The following is a 19178-nucleotide window of genomic DNA, read 5'->3' as shown; positions in this document are numbered from 1 at the left end:
GATCGGACTCATTGCTCGCCGTCGCGCAGGCGCCGGTAGACCGCCCCCAGCACGTTGGAATAATCATCGGTCCAGACCCGCTGCTTCTCGTTGGCATCGGTCTCGGTCCAGACATCTGATGATGCGAGCTTGCCGACATCGGCGTCCTCGCGCGCGGAGACTACGACCGAGGTCGAGAAGATATACTCGTTGTCGCGGCCGGAGTCCTCGCTGTAGACCCAGCTCTTCATGTCGTTGGCGTCCGCGATACCGACCACGACGCTGGCAAGTTCGAGATGGCGGTTGGAAACGTGCATCACGACCGCGCCCTGCGGCGCCAGCTTCTCCTTGTAGATCGCCATCGCCTCTTCGGTCGCAAGATGGATCGGGATCGCGTCCGACGAATAGGCATCGACGATGATGAGATCGTAGACACCGTCCGGCTCCTTGGCGAAGGTCAGCCGCGCGTCGCCGATCACAGGCTTCAGGTTCGGTTCGCAGTTCTGGATGTAGGTGAAGTATTTCGGATCGCGCGCGGTGTCGACCATCGACTGGTCGATCTCGAAGAACTTCCAATCTTCTCCCGGCTCCGACGCGCAGGTCAGCGTGCCCGAGCCGAGACCGATCACCGCCACTTTCAGCGGCGCCCCCTTGCGCTCGCGGATCGCCGTAATCGCCCGCCCGATACCGCCATCCTTGTGATAGTAGCTGATCGGCTCGGGCCACCCGGTGACCGGCGTGCCGTCGTCATTCTTGAACTTCTCGGCGCGTGGATCGTGGTGCCGTGCATCAGCACATGATACTGCCCGTTCGGCGTCACCACGATCTTGTGCACGCCGAAGAAGCTGCGCACGGTCTCGACGCGGCCGTCGTCGGACGGATAGGTGCGCAGCACGACCAGAGCGACGACGACGGTTGCGAAGATCTTCCAGCGATTGGCGTTCAGCGCGAGCGCGAGCAGCGCCGAGAGCACGCCGACTGCGCCGATCACCCAGACCCGGTGGTCGTCGAACCAGTTGAAGATGTCGCCGACCGAATAGCTCGGCGCGATCAGCGCTACAGCCAGCACAGCGAGGAACGGCCAGTACCAGGCGCTCCAGCGCGGCAGCCGCTCCGCGCCGCCGGTCGGACGGCACAGTGCCGCCAGCGCCAGCAGGATCGGATATTCGGCGATCCATGAGAAGGTGAACGGCGCGATCAGCCCGGCGAACAGGCCGCCCACCATGCCGCCGAACGACAGCGCGACGTAGAAGCCGGTGAGGTATTTCGCCGCGGGGCGGGTGCGCGCGAGCTCGCCGTGGCAGGCCATCGCGATGATGAAGAAGCAGAGCTGATGGCCGCCGAGCGTCAGCAGCAGGTTCTGCTCGCCGCCGACCGCGAGCAGGATCACGACGCCGGCAATCGCCAGCGGCTGCGCCAGCAACATCCATTTGTGCGGCAACAGCGGCCGCGACTGGAAGACCAGCACCCAGGTCAGCAGATACAGCGACAGCGGCAGCACCCACAGCAAGGGAGCCGCCGCGACGTCGGTCGAGATATGCGCCGTCACCGCGATCAGGAGGCCGGACGGCACCGCGGCCAGGAAGATCCAGCGCGCCCGCCGCGGCCAGGACGGCGCCAGCGCTTTGGCATCATCCGCTTGCGAGTCGCGTGCGGCGGCATAGGCCGGTGAACGCAACAGCAGCACGCCGCAGGCGGCGATCAGAGCGATCAGCAGGCCATAGCCGCCGGTCCAGATCAGGTTCTGGGTGCGCAATGTGAACATCGGCTCGAGCAGCACCGGATAGGACAGCAGCGCCAGGAAGCTGCCGATGTTCGACGACGCATAGAGAAAATACGGATCGGGCCCGTTCGGGTGCCCGGTGCGCACGAACCAGGCCTGCAGCAGCGGGTTGTTGGCGGCGAGCGCGAAGAACGGCAGCCCGATCGAGACCGCGAACAGGCCGAGCAGCCAGACCGCATAGCCGGAGGTCGGTGGCTCGCCCCAGCCGCTCCTGATCGCGAGCGGCAAAGTCAGCAGCGCGACGACGAGCAGCACGAGATGCACCGCAACCGGCACGACACGGCGCTTCAGCTTCATCAACAGATGCGCATAAGCATAGCCGCCGAGCAGCAGCGACTGGAAGAACACCATCGCCACCGACCACACCGCCGGCGAGCCGCCGAGCCGCGGCAGCACCATCTTGGTGAACAGCGGCTGCACCGAGAACAGCAACAGGGCGCTGACGAAGATCGCCGCGGTGTAGACAACCAGCACCAGCCGGTTTCGCGAAGCGGACGGCTCAGACGTCATGGATACTCCCGGTCACGATCCGGCAGATCAACACCGGGCACATGCATTGCATTGAATCATAGCGCCACGCAGCGGGCAACACGGGCCCCGGATTGCTTGGGCCGTTCACGTCATCCTGATGTCACCGGCCTCCTGTTCCGCGCTCGTGGCCGACGCGGATGTTTCCATTTGTGGCCGGAACGGCGTCCGGCCCATCCATGGCTGCAGCTCGATGTGCTGCAACCAATCCTTGACCGACGGAATCCAGCCGAGATCGTCCTTGACGTGCTGCTCGCCGACCGTGCGCACCGGCACCTGCTTGCCGGCGCTGTTGGTCAGCGTCGCGCCGAAGATCGCCTCGCACAGGAAGATACCTTCGCTGTGGTGGCGCAGCGCGCGATGACGCACGTCGGCGAGATGCGCCTTGCTCTCGTCGAACCAGTCGTGGATCGCGAGATAGTCCTCGGGCGTTCCGCCGAACAGGCGCGCGGAGCGGACCGCATGATGATAGGGATGCGCCATCGTCTGGCTACCTCGCGATCTCTGTGTTTCGGGTCACCGGATCGGCGCCGGGGTCGTCAACCACGGTGCCAGCATCGAAATCGACCGTGAACGCGCCGTAGAGGACATGTTCGCCAGTGCCGTAGCCGCTACCGAGCAGCATGACCGCAAACTCCGTGCACAGCCAGTCGTGCATGAAGGAGGCGACCTGCTTGTGCTCGCTCATGGCGTCGTACCGGCGCGTCACGCCGCGGGCGATCAGTCGATCGAGCAGCTTGTGCGCGACGAGTTGCTCGACCAGCACCTCGCGATCGATGCGCGTACCGTCGCGAAGCGTGGCACTGTCGAGCCAGGTAAATCCCTCGTCATTGCCACCGTCATAACGGCAGTAGATCTGCCGGACGCCGAGCTCGCCGAGTGCCGGCACTGCCGCCGCGAGCAGACGCTGCCGGACAAAGGCGGCGTGCGCGGCGCGCGCGTCATGCCAGGCTGCGACTGCCGGTGCCCGTTGCGCAGCCGAGGGCTTTCGGCCGCGCAGGCGATCCCACAAGCTCGGCCGCGGAAACGGCACGCTCTCGGGAGCCGGCGGTTCGGGCGGGACGTCCAGCGAAAAACGAACGGGCTCGTGTTGTCCGCCATATTCCGGCGCCGGCAGGTAGACGAACTGGTCGGCGCGCGGCGGCGGCGGATCGGATTCGTCGTCGGGCCACTCAATTTCAGCTTGATCAAAGACAAACGGCATTGGCACTCCACTGCTCGGCGCACTCAGTGAACGAGACGCTGTGCTCGTCCTGCTGGCGGCCCACGGCCGGCACAATCGCAGCCGGACTATCGTATCCGGATCGGTACGGTTTTGTGACCCGCGGCGGCCGGCAGTGGTGAGATGCGGGCATTCGGCCTATAGAGGCGCCATGTCCAATCATGAAGTTGATGCCGTCATCATCGGTGCGGGGCACAACGGCCTCACTTGCGCGGCCTATCTCGCGATGGCCGGGCTCAATGTCAGGGTCGTCGAGCGCCGCAAGGTGGTCGGCGGCGCCGCCGTCACCGAGGAGTTTTGTCCGGGCTTCCGCAATTCGGTCGCCGCCTACACGGTGAGCCTGCTCAACCCGCAGATCATCGCGGACCTGAAGCTTGCCGATCACGGCCTCAGGATCGTCGAGCGCCGCGCGCAGAACTTCCTTCCCGCGCCCGACCGCAGCTACCTGTTGACCGGCGAAGGCCGCACCCGGCAGTCGGTCGAAAAGCTCAGCCCGCAGGACGCGGCCACCATCGGCGCGTTCTCGGGGGAACTCGAAGCGATCGCCGACGTGCTGCGGCAATTCGTGCTGCGCGCGCCGCCGAACCTCGTCGAGGGCTTTGGCATCGGCGCAATGAGCGAGGCCTTCAACGCGCTCGGCACCGCCAACATCCTGCGGCGGCTGTCGCTCGAGCAACAGCGCAATCTGCTCGATCTGTTCACGCGCTCGGCCGGCGAGATGCTCGACGAGCGCTTCGAGAACGACCTCGTCAAGGCGCTGTTCGGCTTCGATGCCATCGTCGGCAATTATGCGAGCCCCTACGCGGCCGGCTCGGCCTATGTGATGCTGCATCATGCGTTCGGCGAGGTGAACGGCAAGAAGGGTGTCTGGGGCCACGCGATCGGCGGCATGGGCGCGATCACCCAGGCGATGGCGCGTGCCGCGCGCAGCCATGGCGTCGAGATCGAGACCGATGCGTCCGTCCGCGAGGTGATCGTCGAGAAGGATCGCGCCACGGGCGTCATCCTCGACAATGGCGAGACGGTCCGCGGCAAATACGTCGTCTCCAACGTCAACCCGAAGCTACTCTACACGCGCCTGGTGCCGGAGGGCGCATTGGCAGGCGAATTCCGCACGCGCATCTCGCGATGGCAGAACGGGTCCGGCACATTCAGGATGAACGTGGCACTGAGCGCCCTGCCCTCGTTCACCGCGCTCCCCGGCCCCGGCGATCACCTCACCGCGGGCATCATCATCGCGCCCAGCCTCGGTTACATGGATCGCGCCTGGCACGATGCGCGCGAGTTCGGCTGGAGCCGCGTGCCGGTCGTCGAGCTGCTGATCCCCTCGACACTCGACGACAGCCTGAGCCCACCGGGACAGCATGTCGCGAGCCTGTTCTGCCAGCACGTCGCGCCGGAACTGCCCGGCGGCAAATCGTGGGACGACCATCGCGACGAGGTCGCCGACCTGATGATCGCAACCGTCGACCGGTACGCGCCCGGCTTTGCCGGCTCCGTGATCGGCCGCCAGATCCTGTCGCCGCTCGATCTCGAACGGCAGTTCGGCCTTCTCGGCGGCGACATCTTCCACGGCGCGCTGACGCTGAACCAGTTGTTCTCGGCGCGCCCCATGCTCGGCCATGCCGACTACCGCGGACCGCTCCGCGGTCTCTACCATTGCGGTTCCGGGGCCCATCCCGGCGGCGGCGTCACCGGCGCGCCCGGCCACAACGCCGCGCGGGCCATCCTCGCCGACCATCGCGCGTTGTTCGCCTGACGCGGAGCGCGCATCAGACGTCACGGCCAGAGCGCGGCAAGCTGTGGAAAGGTCTGTTGAGAAACTGTGGGTCGACCGTGGTCAGACCTGGTGTCCCGTCACGGGAAAAGCCGGTGAACATCCCGGTGGACTGCCTGTGGAACCGAGGCCGACAACCGAGGGGACAACGCGCTTGATCGCTGGTGGACAAGGTGCGCGGAACTCTGTGGACATCCGGTCAAAAAGAAAAACACCGGGCGTCGTTGCCCGGTGCTTGCCTGAGAACACAGTCGGCGAAATTACTTGAGGGAGCCGGCGATCGTGCTGAACGTCCCGCTCAGGTTGGTGCCGACGCCGTTCACCGCAGCGATGATGGCGATGGCGATGCCGGTCGCGATCAGTCCGTATTCGATGGCGGTTGCGCCGGATTCATTGCGCAAGAACCTAACAAAAATAGCCTTCATTGCAGCCCTGCCCTTGGTTGTGATGCCTTGGAACGAGGGGAGTTCCCGAGTTCCGCCACCGTAATAGTACGGCGACATCTAAGGTTGTCTGAATCGGGAACCTCTCAATTCTCGCGATATTCGATTGAATCTGGGTTGGAATTTTAACAAAAACCGCGCTAACGGCCTCCGATGACCCCGTCCACGCACCGCGCCAGCGTCACCCTCCCAGACGAAACGACCGCAAAGCGCGTGGTCGACGCGCTTTCCGAGCTGTTCTTCGAGGATCAGGCGGCTTTTGCGGCCTTTGAGCGGCCGGACGGCCGCTGGGACGTCACCGTCCATTTTGCCGAGCCGCCCGACCAGGCCTTGCTGCGCGAGCTGGTCGGACAGGTGGTGCGGCAGGATGTCGCATCGACTTTGGTATTTGACACCATCGAGGCCAAGGACTGGGTCAAGGCCAGCCTGGAGGACCTGGTCCCGGTGGCGGCCGGCCGCTTTGTCGTCCACGGCCAGCATGACCGGCACAAGATACCGCCCAACAAGCTCGGCATCGAGATCGAGGCGGCGCTCGCCTTCGGCACCGGCCATCACGGCACCACGCGCGGCTGCCTCTTGCTCCTCGACCACGTCCTGAAGGCGTATCAGCCCCGCCGGGTGCTCGATCTCGGCACCGGGACCGGCGTGCTCGGGATTGCCGCCGCCAAGGCACTGCATGGCAAGGTGCTGGCGAGCGACATCGACCTCCCCTCGGTGCGGGTCGCTGAGGAGAACGCCTGGCTGAACGGCGCAGGACATCTGGTGGACGTGATCCGTGCCACGGGCTTTGCCGCGCCGCGCTTTGCCGCGGACGGGCCGTTCGATCTGGTGCTCGCCAACATCCTCGCCAATCCGCTGCGCCAGCTGGCGGGCCCGATGGCACGGCACCTGGCATCATCCGCGCAGGTCATTCTTTCGGGCCTGCTGACCCACCAGGCGCCAGCGGTGATCGCTGCCTATCGCGCCCGCGGGCTGGTGCCGCTGCGGCATCTGAAGATCGAGGGCTGGAGCAGCCTGCTGCTGCGCTCCGTGAAGTGACCGCGACCGGCAGACAGTGCGGCGACTGCTCGCTCTGCTGCAAGGTGATGGCGATCGAGGAACTGGCAAAGCCCGCCAACGCATGGTGTCCGCACTGCGCGCCCCGGCGCGGCTGCCGGATCTATCCGGGCCGGCCGGCGGAATGCAGCGCGTTCAGCTGCGTCTGGCTGGTCAACGAGCTGCTGGAGGAGCACTGGAAGCCCTCGCGATCGAAGCTTGTGCTCACGACATCCGAGGACGGCCTCGAGGTCCGCTGCGATCCGGGCTTCCCCGATGCCTGGCGCAAGGAGCCGTTTCGCAGCGAGCTCCGGAAATGGGCGATATCCGGCGAGACCCTCGACATGTCCGTCGTCGTCATCGTCGGCCAGCGCATGACGCTGCTGACGCCGGAGTGCGAATTCGATCTCGGTGTTGTCGAGCCCGACGAGCGGATCGTGCGCGAACTCGACGGCACGAGGGTCGTCAACGCGACCGTGGTCAAGGCGTCCGATCTCGAACAGTAAACGCGATCTGCGGGTTGGTTATTTCGGCGCTGTGGAATCGCGGCCGTCGGTCTCGACCTTGTCCTGACCGGCTGCGCGCCGCGCACGTGCCTCGACAAAGCGGTCGAGCATCTGGACGATGACGCCACGTTGCTTCTGCTCGATCGGCGCGATCGGGCCACGGCGGACCGGCGGCGAGATCTTCTCAAACGTGAATGCAGGCATCGTGCATCTCCTCACCGTTGAGTTGAGACACTCCTGGACACCCCCCGTACGCTTGACCATCGACGTGCAGTGGACATCGTCCGGTCAGTTCTACTATGCCATGATTCAAGCATAAGTTATGCCAAAATATGGTCAGCTTGACTGCGCTTGCGCGAAGCTCATGCTGCATCCGACAGAGAGTGCGACAGCGATGCTCGAAGCCCATTTCCAGACGTTCGAAGAACCCGAAGGCGGCGTGGCGCTGACTGCACGGCTGAGCGCGCTGCGCGAGGAACTGGCGCGGCGCAAGCTGACCGGGTTTGTGGTCCCGCGCGCCGACCAGCAGCAGAATGAATATGTTGCGGCGTCCGAGGAGCGGCTTGCCTGGCTGACCGGCTTCACCGGATCGGCCGGGCTGGCGATCGTGCTCGCCAAGGAAGCCGCCCTGTTCGTCGACGGGCGCTACACGTTGCAGGCCGGCAAGCAGGTCGACGCCAAGGCCTGGCAGGTCGAGCCGCTGGTCGAGCCGCCGCCGGAGCACTGGCTGACCCGGCACCTGGCAGCCGGCGACCGCCTAGGATTTGACCCATGGCTGCACACTTTTGCGGCAGCCGAACGGCTGGCCGCGGCCTGCACCAAGGCCGGCGCCGAACTGGTCGCAGTCGACGGCAACCCGATCGATACGATCTGGCACGAGCGGCCGACACCGCCGCTCGGTCCGGTCGCCATCCATGGCACGCAATTCTCCGGCGAGATCGAGGCCGAGAAGCTGAAGCGCGTCCGGCTCGAGATCAACAAGCTCGGCGTCGATGCGCTGGTGCTCTCCGACAGCCACGCGGTGGCCTGGACCTTCAACATCCGCGGCGCCGACGTCTCGCATACGCCGCTGCCGCTGTCCTACGCGCTGGTGCCGAAGGAAGGCCGGCCGCTGGTGTTCATCGATCACCGCAAGCTGTCCAACTCTGCGCGCGACCATCTCGAGCAATCCGCCGATGTCGAGGAACCGGCGGCGCTGACCGCCAAGCTCACCGAGCTCGCCAAGCGCGGCGCCTCGATTGCGCTGGATAGTGCGACCGCGGCGGACGCCCTCAGCCGCCTGATCGCCGGCGCCGGCGGCAAGCCGGTGCGCGGCAACGATCCGGTCAGCCTGCTCAAGGCGGTCAAGAACCTCACCGAGATCGAGGGCACCCGCACCGCGCATCAGCGCGACGCGGTGGCGCTGACGCGCTTCCTCGCCTGGATCGACCGCGAGGCGCCCTCCGGCCACCTCACCGAGATCGACACCGTCGAAGCGCTGGAGACGTTCCGCCGCCAGACCGGCGCGCTGAAGGACGTTTCGTTCCCGACCATCGCCGGCACCGGGCCGAACGGCGCCATCGTGCATTACCGCGTGACACGCAAGAGCAACCGCCGGATCGCGCCCGGCGACCTCCTGTTGATCGATTCCGGCGCGCAATATGAAGACGGCACCACCGACGTCACCCGCACCATCGCGATCGGCAAGCCGACCGACGAGATGCGCGACCGCTTCACCCGCGTACTGCGCGGCCATATCGCGATCGCCCGCGCGATCTTCCCCGACGGCACCACCGGCGCGCAGCTCGACAGCTTCGCGCGGCAATATCTCTGGCAGGCCGGGATCGATTTCGAGCACGGCACCGGCCACGGCGTCGGCAGCTATCTCAGCGTCCATGAAGGGCCGGCGCGCATTTCCAAGCTCGGCACCACACCACTGAAGCGCGGCATGATCCTGTCCAACGAGCCCGGCTACTACAAGACCGACGCTACGGCATCCGGATCGAGAACCTCGAGCTCGTGATCGGCACCGACATTGCCGGCGCCGAGAAGCCGGTCAACGCGTTCGAGACGCTGACCCTGGCGCCGATCGATCGCCGCCTGATCGACGTGAGCATGCTGAGCGAGGCCGAACTGACCTGGCTCAACGACTACCATGCCCGCGTCGCGCGCACGGTGCGCCCGCACCTCGACGACAATGCCACCAAGCTGTGGCTCGACGAGGCCACGGCGGCGCTGAAGTAGCGGCACGCTGTATCCACACACTCGACGTCGTCCCGGCGAAGGCCGGGACCCATGGCCACCACGGTCTGCTGTTGCATGACGCTGGGCCACAGCGCGCTTCAACGATGCGCGCCTGTGGTTATGGTCCCGGCTTTCGCCGGGACGACGGTGAGGTTATTGCGCGAGGCGAAACATAACCGCCGCCTCTTCCCGAACCGCATGGGCGTATGCCGAAACTCCCGTATTCCACGCGAGGGAGCGCGCTACAGTCTTTACACAATGCTGGATCGGACCTGAATGCACGGCGTGATGGGCAAGCCGCCCGGCGCGGCCCAAGACAACACCAAAGACAACAACATCGCGACATCGAGGATCATGCTGCTGATGCTCGTCGTGATGACGGGCGTTGCGCCGATCTCGCTCTACATGCTGGTCCCGGCGCTGCCGGTGCTGGCGACCGATTTCGGCCGCGACATCTCGATCGCGCAGATGACCGTGTCGCTCTACATGGTCGGCATCGCGCTGTCGCAGCTCATCATGGGACCGCTGTCCGACAAGTTCGGCCGCCGCCCGGTGCTGCTCGCGGGCCTCGGCCTGATGGTCGTTGCAGGCATCGGCTCTGACTTCGCCGAGACCCTGCCGCAGCTGATCGCCGCGCGCTTCTTCCAGGCGCTCGGCGGCGCCAGCGGCATGGTGATCAGCCGCGCCATCATCCGCGACCTCTATCCGCGCGAGCGGGTCGGCGCCATGATCAGCCTGGTCGTGGCCGCGCTGATGATCGCGCAGATGGTGAGCCCGCTGACCGGCGGCCTGCTGGAGACCACGTTCGGCTGGCGCGCGATCCTCTATTTCATCACCGCGGCGTCGCTGATCACCACGATCTTCATCGCGCTGGCGCTGCCCGAAACCCGCCGCGACCGCACCGACAGCTCCAGCTTCCGCGGCGACCTCGGCAAGTTGATGCGAAGCCGCGCCTTCGTCGGCTATCTCTTGTGCCAGGTGCTGGCCTCCCAGATCATCTTCGCCTTCGCCGGCGGCGGCCCCTATATCGTGGTGACCCAGATGGGCCGCAGCAGCGCCGAGTATGGCGCGTGGTTCGCGATGACGGGGTTCGGCTACTTCATCGGCAATCTGCTGTGCGTGCGCTTCGCGCCGCGGCATTCCCTCGAAAAGCTGATCTGGTTCGGCCTCGCGCTGCAGCTCGGCGGCAGCCTGCTCAACCTGATCTGGAGTTTCGCCGGGCTGAACCAGGCCCCGCTCTGGCTGTTCGGCACCCAGATGATCGTGATGGTCGCCAATGCCTTTGTCATGGCGAACTCCGCCGCCGGCGCCATCAGCATTCGCCCCGAGGCCGCCGGCACTGCTTCAGGCGCGATGGGCTTCCTGCAACAGGGTATCGGCTCACTGATCTCGCAATTCGGCGCCTATCTCGGCGGCCACTCCACCACCACGCTGCCGCTGACCTCGGCAATCTTCGCAATCTCGATCGCCTGCGCCTGCACCATGATCTTCATCGTGCCGAGGCGGAATGTGGTCGTGAGCGAACAGTTGATCGCGCAGGCGGAGGAGGATGAGCAGGGCATGATGTGAGGCGCGGCGCCGCGCCTTACTCTCCGATCAGCTTCAGCCACTCGTCTTCGGTCAGCACGGTGACGCCGTGCTTCTGGGCTTCGGCAAGCTTCGAGCCGGCGCCCGGTCCCGCGACGACATAGTCGGTCTTCTTCGACACCGAACCGGTCGCCTTCGCGCCAAGCCGCTCGGCCGTCGCCTTGGCCTCATCGCGCGTCATCTTTTCCAGCGAGCCGGTGAACACCACGGTCTTGCCCGCCACCGCCGAATTGCTCTTCGGCTTCTCGGCGTCGATGATCTCGTCGAGTTCCCCGGTCAGCCGTTCGACGATGCCGCGATTGTGGCTCTCACCGAAATAATCCGCGATGCTCTTGATCACGGTGTCGCCGATCTGGTCGAGCGCGTCCATCTCGGCGATCGCTTCCTCGTCGCCCTTGGCGACCTTCAGGCAGGCCTCGTGGAATGCGTCCCACGAGCCGTAGCCGCGCGCCAGCGCCAGCGCGGTGGTCTCGCCGACATGACGCATGCCGAGCGCATAGACGAAGCGCTCCAGCCCGATTCGGCGGCGGCTGTCGATCGCGGCGAACAGATTGCGCACCGAGGTCTCGCCATAGCCTTCGATGTCCTCGAGCTTCAGCTTGGCGTTGCGCTTCGGCAGCGTGAAGATGTCGGCGGGCTCCTTGACCCAGCCTTCGTCGAAGAAATATTGCAGCTGCTTCACTCCCAGGCCGTCGATGTCGAAGGCGCGGCGCGACACGAACAGAATGAGGTGCTCGACCTTCTGGAACGGACAGGCGAACTCGCCGCTGCAGCGCAGCCGCGAGCCCTCCTCGCCGGTCGCGGTCTCCTCGCGCACCACGTCGGTGTGCAGCGGGCACGGGCACTTCTTCGGGAAGTGGAATTCCTTGGCGCTCTTCGGCCGCTTGTCGATCACGACGTCAACGACCTGCGGGATCACGTCGCCGGCCCGCTGGATCACCACGGTATCGCCGATCCGGATGTCGCGCCCCTCGCGCAGCACCTCGCCCTTGTTGCCGATGCCCTTGATGTAATCCTCGTTGTGCAGCGTTACGTTCTGCACGATCACGCCGCCGACCCCGACCGGCTCGAGCTTGCCGACCGGCGTGAACGAGCCGGTGCGCCCGACCTGAATCTCGATATCGCGCAAGACGGTCATGGCGCGCTCGGCCGGGAATTTGTGCGCGATCGCCCAGCGCGGCGTGCGTGACACGAAGCCGAGCCGCTCCTGCCAGTCGATGCGATCGACCTTGTAGACGACGCCGTCGATGTCGTAGTCGAGCTCGGCGCGCTGCTCCTCGATCTTGCGATGGAATGCGATCAGTTGCTCGACCGAGTGGCACAGTTTGGTCAGCGGATTCGTCTTGAAGCCACACCGCTCGAACCACTGGATCATGCCGGTCTGGGTATCCTCCGGCATCGCGCTCATCTCGCCCCAGGCATAGGCGAAGAACCCGAGCGGACGCGAGGCGGTGATGGTTGGATCCTTCTGTCGCAACGAGCCGGCCGCCGAATTGCGCGGATTGGCGAAGATAGTGTCGCCGGCGGCTTTCTGCCGCTCGTTGAGCGCCAGGAACGCCTTCTTGGTCATGTAGACTTCGCCACGCACCTCGCAGATCTCGGGCACATTGCGGCCCTTGAGCTTCTGCGGCACGTCCTCGAGCGTACGAATGTTGGCGGTAACGTCCTCGCCCTCGGCGCCGTCGCCGCGGGTGGCCGCGGTGATGAGCTCGCCGCCCTCGTAGCGCAGCGACATCGAGAGGCCGTCGATCTTCGGCTCGGCGGAGAAATCGATCTTGTCGTCCGGCAGCTTCAGGAAACGCGTAATGCGTCCAACGAAGTCGACCACGTCGGCTTCCGCAAACGCGTTGTCGAGCGACAGCATCGGGACGGAATGGCGGACCTTTTTGAAGCGCCCCGATGGCGCGGCGCCGACCTTCTGCGACGGCGATTCCGCGGTGACGAATTCAGGAAAGCGCTTCTCGATCGCGTTGTAACGCTGCCGCAGCGCGTCGTACTCGGCATCGGTGACGCTGGGCGCGTCGTCCTGGTAATAGCGCTTGTCGTGGCCTTCGAGCTCGAGCGCAAGCCGCATCAACTCGACCTTGGCCTGGGCCTTGGTGAGCTTCTCGACGTTGACCGGCGCCTTCTTCGCTTTGGTGGCCATCGGCGAACTAACTCGCCGCCCGGAGCAGCCGTTCCGCGGCGGCCCTTGCCTCGGCGGTGATCTCGGCGCCGGCCAGCATGCGCGCGATCTCCTCGCGGCGATGGTCGGCGGCGAGCGCGTTGACGCGGGTGGCGACCCGCTTGCCCTTGTCGAGCGCGTCCTTGGAGATCAACAGATGCTGGCTGGCGCGGGCCGCGACCTGCGGCGCATGGGTCACCGCCATCACCTGCACCTTGCCGGCGAGGCGCGCCAGCCGCGAGCCGATCGCGTCCGCGACCGCGCCGCCGACGCCGGTGTCGATTTCGTCGAACACCAGGGTCGGGGCCGAGCCGCGATCGGCCAGCACGACCTTCAGCGCCAGCAGGAAGCGCGACAACTCGCCGCCGGAGGCGACCTTCATCATCGGCCCCGGCTTGGTGCCCGGATTGGTCTGGACCCAGAACTCGACGCGGTCGATACCCTCGGGCCCAGGCGCGGCGGCATTGGCCTCGACCTGGGTCATGAATTTCGCGCGCTCAAGCTTGAGCGGCGCGAGCTCGGCATTGACCGCCTTGTTGAGCTTCTCGGCGGCCTTGCTGCGCGCCGCCGACAGTTTTGCGGCCGCAGCAGCATAGCGCTTGTCGGCTTCGGCGGCGGCCGCCTCCAGCTTCTTCAGCTGGTCGGCGCCGGCATCGATCAGCGCAACGTCGCCGGCGTATTGCGCCGCCAACGCGGCCAGCAAATCCACCGGCGTCGAGTATTTGCGCGAAGCGGCGCGCAGCGCGAACAGCCGCTCCTCGATCCGCTCGAGCTCGGCGGGATCGAAATCGGTCGCCGCCAGTGCTGCATGCAGATGCTGATCGGCTTCCTCCAGCGCATTGATCGCGATGTCGATTGCTTTCACGGCCGGCTCGATCAGTCCGGGCGCATTGGCGGCGCGCCGCTCCAGCCGGCGCACCGCGGCCGACAGCGCCGACACCGGCGAATGCGGGCCGCCGATCGCCTCCTGCGCCTCGCGCAGATCGGTCGCGACCTTCTCGCCCTGCATCATGGTGGTGCGGCGGTTGGCGAGCTCGGTCTCCTCGCCCTCCTTCGGCGCCAACGCCTTCAGTTCCTGGGAGGCGTGACGCAGATAATCGGCCTCGCGCGCGGCGCGCTCCATGCCGGCGCGGTGCTCGTCGAGCGCGGTGCCGGCGGTCCGCCTGATTTCCCACAGCGCTCCCAGCGCCACGACGTCCTTCTCGTGGCCGGCGAAGGCGTCGAGCAGCTGGCGATGGGTGGAGGCATCGACCAGCGCGCGCTCGTCGTGCTGGCCATGGATCTCGACCAGGACCGCGCCGACCGCCTTCAGGGTCTGCACGCTGATCGCCTGATCGTTGATGAAGGCGCGGGTTCGCCCGTCGGCGAGTTGCACCCGGCGCAGGATCATCTCTCCGGTGTCGTCGAGGCCGTTCTCGGCGAGGATCCTCGCCGCCGGATGCCCCTTCGGGACATCGAACATCGCGGTGACCTGCCCCTGCTCGGCGCCATGGCGCACGAGGCCAGCATCGCCGCGGCCGCCGAGCGCCAGCGCAAAGGCATCGAGCAGGATCGATTTGCCGGCGCCGGTTTCGCCGGTCAGCACCGCAAGGCCACGGGAAAATTCGATATCAAGCCGTTCGATCAGGACGATGTCACGGATCGACAGACGGGCCAGCATGCGAGGACAATTCCTAGCCGAGACCTATCTTCTTGAAGGTCCTGCTGATCCAGGATCCCTGATTCTCGCTCGGCTCGAGACCGCCGGACTTTACTAGATTATACGCGTCCTTGTACCAGCGGCTGTCCGGAAAATTGTGGCCGAGCACCGCGGCTGCGGTCTGCGCCTCGCCGACGATGCCGATCGCCATATAGGCCTCGGTGAGCCGGTAGAGCGCCTCTTCGACGTGGCGGGTGGTCTGGTACTGCGTGACCACGGTCTTGAAGCGATTGATCGCGGCGGTGAAGTCGCGCTTCTCGATGTAGTAGCGACCGACCGCCATTTCCTTGCCGGCGAGCTGGTCGCGCGCCGCCTGGATCTTGTTCTTGGCCTGAGTGGCGTATTCCGAGGTCGGATATTTCCGCACCACCTCTTCGAGCGCCGCGATCGCCTTCTCGGTCCGACCCTGGTCGCGCGAGATGTCCGGGATCTGGTCGAAATGCGATGCCGCGATCAGGTACTGGGCGTAGGCAGCGTCCGGGCTGCCGGGATGCAGCGTGACGTAGCGGGTGGCGGAGCCGATGCAGCTGTCGTAGTCGCCGGCTTGATAATACGAATAGGCCGACATCAGCAGCGACTTGCGCGCCCAGTCCGAATAGGGGTGCTGACGGTCGACTTCCTCGAACTTCTTCGAGGCGGCCTTCAGGTCCTTCTTCTCGTTCATCATATACAAGCCCTCATTGTAGAGCTTGTCCGCGGGCTCATCGACGAACGTATCGTCCTTGGACATGAACTTGTCCCACAGCGCGCCGGTGCCGCAGCCTGAGAGCGGCAGTGCGAGCACGATCAGGCCCGCCGCAAAACGCAGCGTGCGCGCGGCCTTGGTCAGGCCGGAGACGTCAGAAGAGGAGCGTGGTTCGAGCGCCATACGCATTGCCGACATGAATTGTAAAACCTGACGCCTTTGATGCGGTTAACGGAGACCCCACTCCACCCATGAACCGCGATCATGGATGCAATATCTCTCGTGCCGTTGGCGCCGGATCAAGGCAACCGCGGGCCTGTTTAACCGAAAAATGACCGTGGACCAACCGAATACGGAGCCAATCCGCCGGGAATAAGGCGACCCGGCGAAGCGCACAGCCTGCTGTGGTTATTACGGAAATTGGGGCTGACCGCCTGCGGCGATCAGGACACGTCCGGACCGTAGGCCGGGGCGACGAGGCCACCCACGGTGCCCGCACCGGCTTCGACATGACCGCGGACCGGCCGCCGGGCCGTCTCCGATTCGACCACGCGCCAGGCGCTACGGTCGGCGAGCAGCGCCTTCAGCACCGCGTTGTTGAGCTTGTGGCCGCCGCGCACCGAGCGGTAGCTACCGAGCAGCGGCAGGCCGGCCAGCGCGAGATCACCGATCACGTCGAGCACCTTGTGGCGGGCGCACTCGTTGGCGTAGCGCAGGCCTTCGACGTTGAGCAGGCGGGCTTCGTCGAACACCACGGTGTTGTCGAAGCTGGCGCCGAGCGCGAAGCCAGCGCCCCACAGCCGCGCCACGTCATTCATGCAGCCGAAGGTCCGGGCGCGCGCGACGTCGCGGCGGAAGCCTTCCGGCGAAAGGTCGAAGGAGAAGGTCTGGTGGCCGATCACCTGGTTGGCGAAGTCGATCTCGACCTCGGCGCGGAACCCGCCGGCGAACGGACGAAGCTCGCCCATCGCATCGCCGATCTTGACCTGCACCGGCTTCAGCACCTGGATGAAACGGCGGACGGCGGGCTGGGTCACAATGCCGGCCTGGTCGATGGCTGCGACGAACGCCGCAGCGCTGCCGTCCATGATCGGCACTTCCGATCCGTCAATTTCGATCGTGGCGTTGTCGACGCCCATCCCGCGCAGCGCGGCGAGAACATGTTCCGCGGTCGAAACCAGCGGCCCTTCGCGGTCACCGAGCACCGTCGCGAATTCGGTTGCGATCACGGCATCAGCGGTGGCGGTGACTTCGCGGTCAGCACCATCGAGACCGGTGCGGACAAAAATAAAACCCGCATCAACAGGTGCAGGTCCCAGCGTGAGACTAACAGGAAGACCGGAATGAACGCCTACGCCAGTCACGGTGGCTTGCGACCGAAGCGTTGTTTGACGGCTGAACTTCATTCGATAATGCCCACTACCCGACTTCGCTCAATTCAAGTGGCCAAACTTCCCCAAGGCCGACTCGCTTGAGCTCCCCAAGTCACGGCAGACCATAGTGATTTCCTAATCCGCGCCAACTCACGCTTCTTTACCGATTGTTACCCCATCTCTGCCGCATTCACGCCCAAGGTTAACCAAATTGCGGCAGCGAAAACGGCCAACGGCGAGTGGCCATCTGACCACCGAAAGAATAATTAATCATTTAAAATCAGTTGCTTGTTCACCGAGCAGAATTCCATGCCCGTCTAAGGCAGAAGGCCCCGGCGGTTCCCCGCCGAGGCCTTCTTCATCGCCAAGGTTGTAACAAACTTCAGTTTGCCTGCCGGCGCAGGAAGGCCGGGATATCAAGATGGTCGTCGCCCTGTGGCGCCGGGGCAACAGGCGCCTGACGGCCATGGGCGTCCAAGCCCTGCGGCGCCGGGCGCTTCGCATATTCCGATACCGGCTGCTCATTCGCCGAGATCTGCTGGGCGACGCTACGGGCCGGCTTGCGCTCGGGCAGCGGGGGCATCGTCGGCATCGCCGGACCGGAGGCACGGGCCGCGATCGGCGGCTCGGTCTCTTCGTCGCGGCGTCCGAGGCCGACATTGGCAAGCCGCTGCAGCAGCGACAGCCGGGTCTTCTGCGGATGTTCCGCCTCACCGTCGCCGCTGGCCTGGCGAATCTCGGCCTGCGCCGGCATCGGCAGATCCTCGAACTTCGGCATCCGCGGGGCACGGACCGGCGACCGCTCCGCCGCCTGCGGGATGAAGGTCTCGGGCGGCATCGGCTCGTGCTGCTCGGCCCGGGCCGCTTCGTGGTCCGGGAACAATGTCGGCTTCTGGGCGATCGGCCGCACGGTGACGTCACCGTAGGAAGCCGGCTGCATCGGCGCCTGAGCGGCCGGCATGCTGTCCGGGGCAACCGCGGCGGCAATCGCCGCGAGTGCGGCGCGCTCGACCGCCGGACGCTGCTGCGGCGCCGCGGCCTGCGGCGCAATCGGCGCAACCGTCACGCCGGTCGACGGCTCCAGCTTCTGGGCACGCTCGGCCATGCGCTGATTGTCGGCACGCAGGCGGGCGGTCAGGTCGGCCAGCCGGCTCTCCGGCGAACCACCCTGCTGCTGCGCGGGCGCCTGGGCACGCGAAGCGATCGCGGCCTGCTCGATCCCGGTCGCGACCACCGAGACGCGGATGATGCCGTCGAGCGATTCGTCGAAGGTGGCGCCGACGATGATGTTGGCGTCGGCGTCGACCTCTTCGCGGATGCGGGTTGCGGCTTCGTCGACCTCAAACAGGGTCAGGTCCTTACCGCCCGTGATCGAGATCAGCAGGCCGCGGGCGCCCTTCATCGACGAGTCGTCGATCAGCGGGTTGGCGATCGCAGCTTCGGCGGCGGTCAGCGCGCGCTTCTCGCCGGTCGCCTCGCCGGTGCCCATCATCGCCTTGCCCATCTCGCGCATCACGGCGCGGACGTCGGCGAAGTCGAGGTTGATCAGGCCTTCCTTGACCATCAGGTCGGTGATGCAGGCGACGCCCGAGTACAGCACCTGGTCGGCCATCGCGAACGCGTCGGCGAAGGTGGTCTTCTCGTTGGCGACCCGGAACAGGTTCTGGTTCGGGATGATCAGCAGCGTATCGACCACCTTGTGGAGCTCGGAGATGCCGTGCTCGGCGGTGCGCATGCGGCGCTGACCTTCGAAGTGGAACGGCTTCGTCACCACGCCGACGGTGAGGATTCCCATTTCACGCGCGGCCTTGGCGATCACGGGCGCAGCGCCCGTGCCGGTGCCGCCGCCCATGCCTGCGGTGACGAACACCATGTTGGCACCGGTGAGATGGTCGCGAAGCTCGTCCATGACTTCCTGCGCGGCCGCAGCACCGACATCGGGCTGCGAACCGGCGCCGAGGCCCTGGGTGACCTGGGTGCCCATCTGGATGATGCGCTGCGCCTTCGACATCGTCAGCGCCTGTGCGTCGGTGTTGGCGACGACGAAGTCGACGCCCTGCAACCCGGCGGTGATCATGTTGTTGACGGCATTACCACCCGCGCCGCCGACGCCAAAGACGGTGATCCGCGGTTTCAGCTCGCTGATGTCAGGGGGTGTCAGATTGAGTGCCATG

At 65.9% G+C, this 19178-nt stretch carries 13 protein-coding genes and 2 pseudogenes; 5 read left to right on the top strand and 10 right to left on the bottom strand.

What is annotated here, in order from left to right:
* Positions 1-8: 8 nt before the first annotated feature.
* The 3 genes and pseudogenes from ALC15_RS17850 to ALC15_RS17840 all read right to left on the bottom strand — a co-directional run bounded on the left by ALC15_RS17850 (position 9) and on the right by ALC15_RS17840 (position 3494).
* Positions 9-2272 (bottom strand): annotated as a pseudogene (locus ALC15_RS17850) (spermidine synthase).
* A 105-nt stretch (positions 2273-2377) separates the two neighbouring features.
* Positions 2378-2773, bottom strand: coding sequence for a DUF6915 family protein (locus ALC15_RS17845; protein WP_050628372.1), 396 nt, complete (start codon positions 2771-2773; stop codon positions 2378-2380).
* A gap of 7 nt (positions 2774-2780) precedes the next feature.
* Entirely contained in the window at positions 2781-3494 is a 714-nt protein-coding gene (locus tag ALC15_RS17840; RefSeq protein ID WP_050628371.1) for a hypothetical protein, read from the bottom strand.
* A gap of 169 nt (positions 3495-3663) precedes the next feature.
* Here ALC15_RS17840 and ALC15_RS17835 point away from each other — a divergent pair, with 169 nt between their 5' ends.
* On the top strand, positions 3664-5271 hold the full coding sequence (locus ALC15_RS17835; protein ID WP_050628370.1) for a phytoene desaturase family protein: 1608 nt from the start codon (positions 3664-3666) through the stop codon (positions 5269-5271).
* Positions 5272-5549: 278 nt separating this feature from the next.
* Here ALC15_RS17835 and ALC15_RS17830 read toward each other — a convergent pair whose 3' ends face one another.
* The gene (locus tag ALC15_RS17830) at positions 5550-5714 is read right to left on the bottom strand and encodes a Flp family type IVb pilin (RefSeq protein ID WP_050628369.1); all 165 of its coding nucleotides are present in this window, start codon (positions 5712-5714) and stop codon (positions 5550-5552) included.
* A 171-nt stretch (positions 5715-5885) separates the two neighbouring features.
* Here ALC15_RS17830 and ALC15_RS17825 point away from each other — a divergent pair, with 171 nt between their 5' ends.
* Both ALC15_RS17825 and ALC15_RS17820 read left to right on the top strand, forming a co-directional pair.
* Complete coding sequence (locus ALC15_RS17825) at positions 5886-6770, top strand: 50S ribosomal protein L11 methyltransferase (protein WP_050628368.1); 885 nt, start codon at positions 5886-5888, stop codon at positions 6768-6770.
* The gene (locus ALC15_RS17820) at positions 6767-7273 is read left to right on the top strand and encodes a hypothetical protein (protein ID WP_050628367.1); all 507 of its coding nucleotides are present in this window, start codon (positions 6767-6769) and stop codon (positions 7271-7273) included. Before ALC15_RS17825 ends, ALC15_RS17820 begins: the two co-directional genes overlap by 4 nt.
* Positions 7274-7291: 18 nt before the next feature.
* On the opposite strand, the gene ALC15_RS17815 is transcribed toward ALC15_RS17820, so the two are convergent.
* Positions 7292-7477: a hypothetical protein gene (locus ALC15_RS17815; protein ID WP_050628366.1), complete on the bottom strand. Its 186-nt coding sequence runs from the start codon at positions 7475-7477 to the stop codon at positions 7292-7294.
* A 190-nt stretch (positions 7478-7667) separates the two neighbouring features.
* Here ALC15_RS17815 and ALC15_RS17810 point away from each other — a divergent pair.
* Both ALC15_RS17810 and ALC15_RS17805 read left to right on the top strand, forming a co-directional pair.
* Positions 7668-9496: pseudogene (locus tag ALC15_RS17810) on the top strand (aminopeptidase P family protein).
* Between the two features lie 276 nt (positions 9497-9772).
* Complete coding sequence (locus ALC15_RS17805) at positions 9773-11065, top strand: multidrug effflux MFS transporter (RefSeq protein WP_050628365.1); 1293 nt, start codon at positions 9773-9775, stop codon at positions 11063-11065.
* A gap of 16 nt (positions 11066-11081) precedes the next feature.
* Here the strand turns inward: ALC15_RS17805 and ligA are convergent, their stop codons facing one another.
* The 5 genes from ligA to ftsZ form a co-directional block, all read right to left on the bottom strand.
* Positions 11082-13229, bottom strand: coding sequence for an NAD-dependent DNA ligase LigA (gene ligA, locus ALC15_RS17800; protein ID WP_050628364.1), 2148 nt, complete (start codon positions 13227-13229; stop codon positions 11082-11084).
* Positions 13230-13236: 7 nt separating this feature from the next.
* Positions 13237-14907 (bottom strand): DNA repair protein RecN, encoded by a 1671-nt coding sequence (recN, locus tag ALC15_RS17795; protein ID WP_050628363.1) that lies wholly within the window; start codon positions 14905-14907, stop codon positions 13237-13239.
* Positions 14908-14920: 13 nt separating this feature from the next.
* On the bottom strand, positions 14921-15829 hold the full coding sequence (locus ALC15_RS17790; RefSeq protein WP_050628362.1) for an outer membrane protein assembly factor BamD: 909 nt from the start codon (positions 15827-15829) through the stop codon (positions 14921-14923).
* A 245-nt stretch (positions 15830-16074) separates the two neighbouring features.
* Entirely contained in the window at positions 16075-17037 is a 963-nt protein-coding gene (lpxC, locus tag ALC15_RS17785) for a UDP-3-O-acyl-N-acetylglucosamine deacetylase (protein WP_050628361.1), read from the bottom strand.
* Between the two features lie 349 nt (positions 17038-17386).
* Positions 17387-19177, bottom strand: coding sequence for a cell division protein FtsZ (ftsZ, locus tag ALC15_RS17780; RefSeq protein ID WP_050628360.1), 1791 nt, complete (start codon positions 19175-19177; stop codon positions 17387-17389).
* Position 19178: the final 1 nt, after the last annotated feature.

The organism is Bradyrhizobium viridifuturi, from assembly GCF_001238275.1.
In the GTDB taxonomy this organism is placed as follows: domain Bacteria; phylum Pseudomonadota; class Alphaproteobacteria; order Rhizobiales; family Xanthobacteraceae; genus Bradyrhizobium; species Bradyrhizobium viridifuturi.
Note: the sequence above shows the minus strand (reverse complement) of the source record. Positions and strands in the feature narration are given on the sequence as shown.